Source organism: Deltaproteobacteria bacterium, assembly GCA_026712905.1.
GTDB lineage: Bacteria > Desulfobacterota > Binatia > UBA9968 > JAJDTQ01 > JAJDTQ01.
The window spans coordinates 1-3,947 of record JAPOPM010000233.1 but is presented as its reverse complement, the minus strand read 5'-3'; the positions used below and the strand labels follow the sequence as shown (position 1 = coordinate 3,947).

3 protein-coding genes are annotated in these 3,947 nt (G+C 65.2%); all 3 read right to left on the bottom strand.

Translation table 11 applies throughout. From position 1 onward, the window contains the following. The coding region (gene dctP / locus OXF11_19930) for a TRAP transporter substrate-binding protein DctP (protein ID MCY4489370.1) at nucleotides 1-962 on the bottom strand (962 nt) is incomplete at its 3' end. Nucleotides 963-1,166: 204 nt separating this feature from the next. Continuing rightward, nucleotides 1,167-1,937 carry an SDR family oxidoreductase gene (locus OXF11_19925; GenBank protein MCY4489369.1) on the bottom strand — a complete coding sequence of 257 codons (771 nt, stop codon included), beginning with the start codon at nucleotides 1,935-1,937 and terminating at the stop codon, nucleotides 1,167-1,169. A gap of 222 nt (nucleotides 1,938-2,159) precedes the next feature. Then, on the bottom strand, nucleotides 2,160-3,947 hold a 1,788-nt coding region (locus OXF11_19920; protein MCY4489368.1), incomplete at its 5' end, for a molybdopterin-dependent oxidoreductase.

Genomic DNA, 3,947 nt, shown 5'->3' with positions numbered 1-3,947 from the left:
TCCGCGTTGATCTTCTTGACGCCCGCGGTGTTCTTCCATTTCTCCCGGTCGGAGCGTGAGAACTCGATGATCTTGACGCCCTGGCCCTTGAGGAAGTTCTGGAACTTGACGTCGCCGTCCCTCATGGCCTGGGCCTCCCACACGCCCACCCGTTCGCCTTCCTCCAGGATGATCTTCTGGTGCTCCTTCGACAGGGAGTCCCACTTCGCCTTGTTCATGGTGAACGGCGTAACACCCGCGATGCATCCCATGGCGATCGTGTTCACGTACTTGGCCACCTCGTACGTCTTGAACCGCTGGACCGTCTCGAAAGACATGATGCGCGCGTCAATGGTCTTGCGCTGGAGGGCCTCGTACACCTCACCCCCGGTCGTGCTGACGGAGACCGCTCCCGCGGCCTGAATGGCCTTGGGCGCGATACGGCCGAAGGTGCCGACCTTCTTGCCCTTGAGCGCCGCCAAGTCCGGGATGGGCCCGCGAGAATTGAGGTGATATTCCGCCGTCGCGGTCATGCCCACGAACACATGACCGAACTTGGTGATCTCCCCCAGCGCCTCCGGCACCTCCCTGAGCAGGCGCATGCCGCCTTCCCGTGCCTTCACCGGATCACTGACGGAAAAGGGCAGACCCGCCACCTGAAGCAGCTTGATCTTGTCGGAGAAATACCCGACGGCCAGATCGGCCATGTCCGCCGTGCCCAACTGCACCGCTTCCAGCGCCTCCTTGGCGTGCACGAGAGAGTTGGCCCAGTAGATCTGGACCTCGATCTCGCCATTGGTCCGCTTCGCCACCCCGTTCTTGAAGTGCACCAGATAGTCGGCACGCGGTGTTCCGGGGCGGGTCGACTGGGTCGTCACCTTAAGGATAATCTTCGCCTGTGCGTCATCCGGAACCGCCACGCCGGCCACGCACATCAACCCTGCCAGTACAAGGCCCACCAACGATTTGGATAGTGCTGCCATTGCGTCCCCCTTTCTTCTGTCAGCCGCCCGACACTAGTCGAAGGCTTGAACCGATGTCAAGGAAATTGCAGCGACTGATCCATGGGTACGAACGCGCACCCGTCCCCCCCGCGGGCGCGGAGACGGGTGTGCAACCCCGCCTCCGCGCCTACGCCTTGGCGTCACCCGGCAGGGGCACGCGGTGACGCTGTTTCGGCGATCCGTTCAGTTCGCCGGTACCCGCTCCTTGGGGAAGTTCGATGCCGCGCTGACGCCGCCGTCGCAGATGAGGTTCTCGCCCCACACGAAGCCCGAGTCGTCGCTGGCCAGGAAGAGCATGGCCTTGGCCTGGTCGTCGGCGGTGCCCAGGCGTCCCGCCAGGTTCTTGAACTCCCGGCCCACGGCGCCCTCGTCCTGGCCCACGGGCGAGCCCGAACGGTTGGGGGTCAGGCAGTTGACCCGGATGTTGTACTGCGAAAGCTGCACCGCCATGCCGCGGGAGAGGTTGACCACGCCGCCCTTGGCCGCCATGTAGGCGATGGCGTCGGTGCGGCCGGAAAGGCCCGACGTCGACGCGACGTTGACGATGACGCCGCCCCTGCCCTGCTTGACCATCTGCTCGGCCGCGTAGCGGCCGACGAGGAACGGGCCCTTGAGGGTCACGTCGATAACCAGGTCCCACTCCTCCTCGGAGATGCTGAAGATGGTCTCGTGGTCGGTCACGGCGGCGTTGTTCACCAGGATGTCGATGCCGCCGAAGGCGTCCACCGTGGCATTCACCATGGCCTTGACGTCTTCGGTGTCGGCGACGTTGCATTTGGCGTAGATGGCTTCATGGCCGGCGGCCTTGAGGTCGCTCACGACCTTCTCGCCGCGCCCCGGGTCCATGTCCACGATGCAGATCTTGGCGCCCTCCGAGGCGAACAGCTTGGCGGCCGCCTCGCCGATATTGCGGCCGGATCCGGTGATAATCGCTACACGGTCTTTGAGCTTCATGCTTGTTCCTCCTTGCCCCACTACGATCGATTCGTTTCAGGGTCGGTTGTTTTGGTTCTCGGTTACTGATGTGCTGTCCGGTTACTTCGCTCAATCGTCTTCCTGGTACCCCGCGGACCCTGTAGGGGCGACCCGCGGTCGCCCTTGCCCGGGCCGCCGCCCCAGGGGCGACCGCGGGTCGCCCCTACACGCAAATGTCCTTGCCCCGCGGTAGATTCCCGACTACTCGGACGGGCGCTTGGTGTCGAGCATCCCCAGGAATATCTTCTCCGCCGTCACCGGCAGATCCTTGATGCGCACGTCCACGGCGTCGTCCACCGCGTTGGCGATGGAGGGCGCCACCGGGATGAGCGAGGTCTCGCCGATGCCCTTGGCGCCGAAGGGGCCGTTCTTGTGCGGCACCTCCACGGCGATGGGCGTGATCTCGTCGGGCATGTCGCCCAGGGCCGGCAGCACGTAGTCCACGAGATTGGGATTCACCAGAATGCCGTTGTCCCACACCATCTGCTCGAACAGCGCCTGGCCCAGGCCGGTGATGGCCCCGCCCACGAGCTGCTGCTGGCAGCCCAGCGGCGTGATCACCCGGCCCACGTCCACCGCGGTGGCGTGCTTCAGAACCCGAACCCTGCCCGTGTCCTTGTCAATCTCCACCTCGCTGCCGCCGGCGCCCACGAACCAGAAGGACGAGGTGGTCTTGTCGCCGGTGTCCGGGTCCACGGTGCTGGTCTTCACCTCGCCGCGCCCCACCAGCGTGCCTCCCTGCATGCCGAAGTGGTTGAACAGCACCTCGCGGATATCCAGGGCGTTTTCCCGGAACAGCACCTTGCCGCCCTCCATGCGCGTCTCCTCGAACGGCACCCCGTGCTCCTCGGAAACGAACCTGCGGAGCTGTTCGCACAGGTCCAGGGACGCCAGCTCCAGCGCCTTGCCCATGTGGAAGGTGGAGCGGCTCGACGAAGTGGTGAGGTCGTAGGGCACCACGTCCGTGTCCACCCCCAGCACCGACACCTGGTCGAGGGTAATCCCCAGGGTGTCCGCCACGATGGCGGCCATGGCCGTGTCCGAGCCCTGTCCCATCTCCACCGTGCTGGTGAACACGTTGACGCTGCCGTCTTCGTTGAGCTTGATGGCGGCGCACGAGATGGACGGCGTGATGGTGGCCTTGATGAGCGCCGCCAGCCCCCTGCCGCGCACCTTGGAAGGATCGTCCGACGCGGGCATGGGCTCGTCCCACTTCATCTCCTGGGCGACCTTCTCCAGGCATCCCTTGACGCCGATGCTCCAGAGCTTCTCGCCGGTGACGAATTCGTCGCCCTCGTCGTAGATGTTCTGCATGCGCAGCTCGTAGGGGTCCCGCCCCAGCGCCTTGGCGATGATGTCGGTCTGGGATTCGCTGGCCCAGGCCGACTGGGACACGCCGAAGCCGCGGAACGCCCCGGCCGGCGGCTTGTTGGTGTACACCGACTTGGCGTCGATCTTCACGTGGCTGAACTTGTAGGGGCCGGCGGCGGTGTAGGCCGACTTCTTGGCCACCCGGGGGCCGATCTCCGCGAACGCGCCGGTGTCGAGGAAGACCTCCGCCTCGCGGGCATGGAAGGTGCCGTCGGCCTTGACCCCGGTCTTCATGCGGATGAACGCGGCGTGCTTGGTGACCGTGTAGAATACCTCTTCGCGGCTCAGCAGGATTCGCACCGGGCGCTTGGCCTTCTGGGCGAGAGCCATGGTCAGCGGTTCGATCTTGGGATAGACCTTGCTGCCGTAGCCGCCGCCGAGATACGGCACCATGATGCGGATCTTCGATACCGGCATCTTGAAGATGTTGGCGAGCTGGGTGCGCACCACGAACGGGTTCTGGGTTGTGGACCACAGGTTCACGCGCCCGTCGGGCTGGAACGCCGCGATGCAGCCGTGGGGCTCCAGCGCCACGTGCTGGGTGGTGGGCAGGATGAAGGTGTCCTCGAAAACGTGGGCGCATTCGGCGAACCCCTGCTCGATATCTCCCTTGCGCAG

Excerpts from the sequence above, each read along its gene's own strand:
- OXF11_19925 (MCY4489369.1), bottom strand. The coding sequence starts at position 1,937 with ATGAAGCTCAAAGACCGTGTAGCGATTATCACCGGATCCGGCCGCAAT.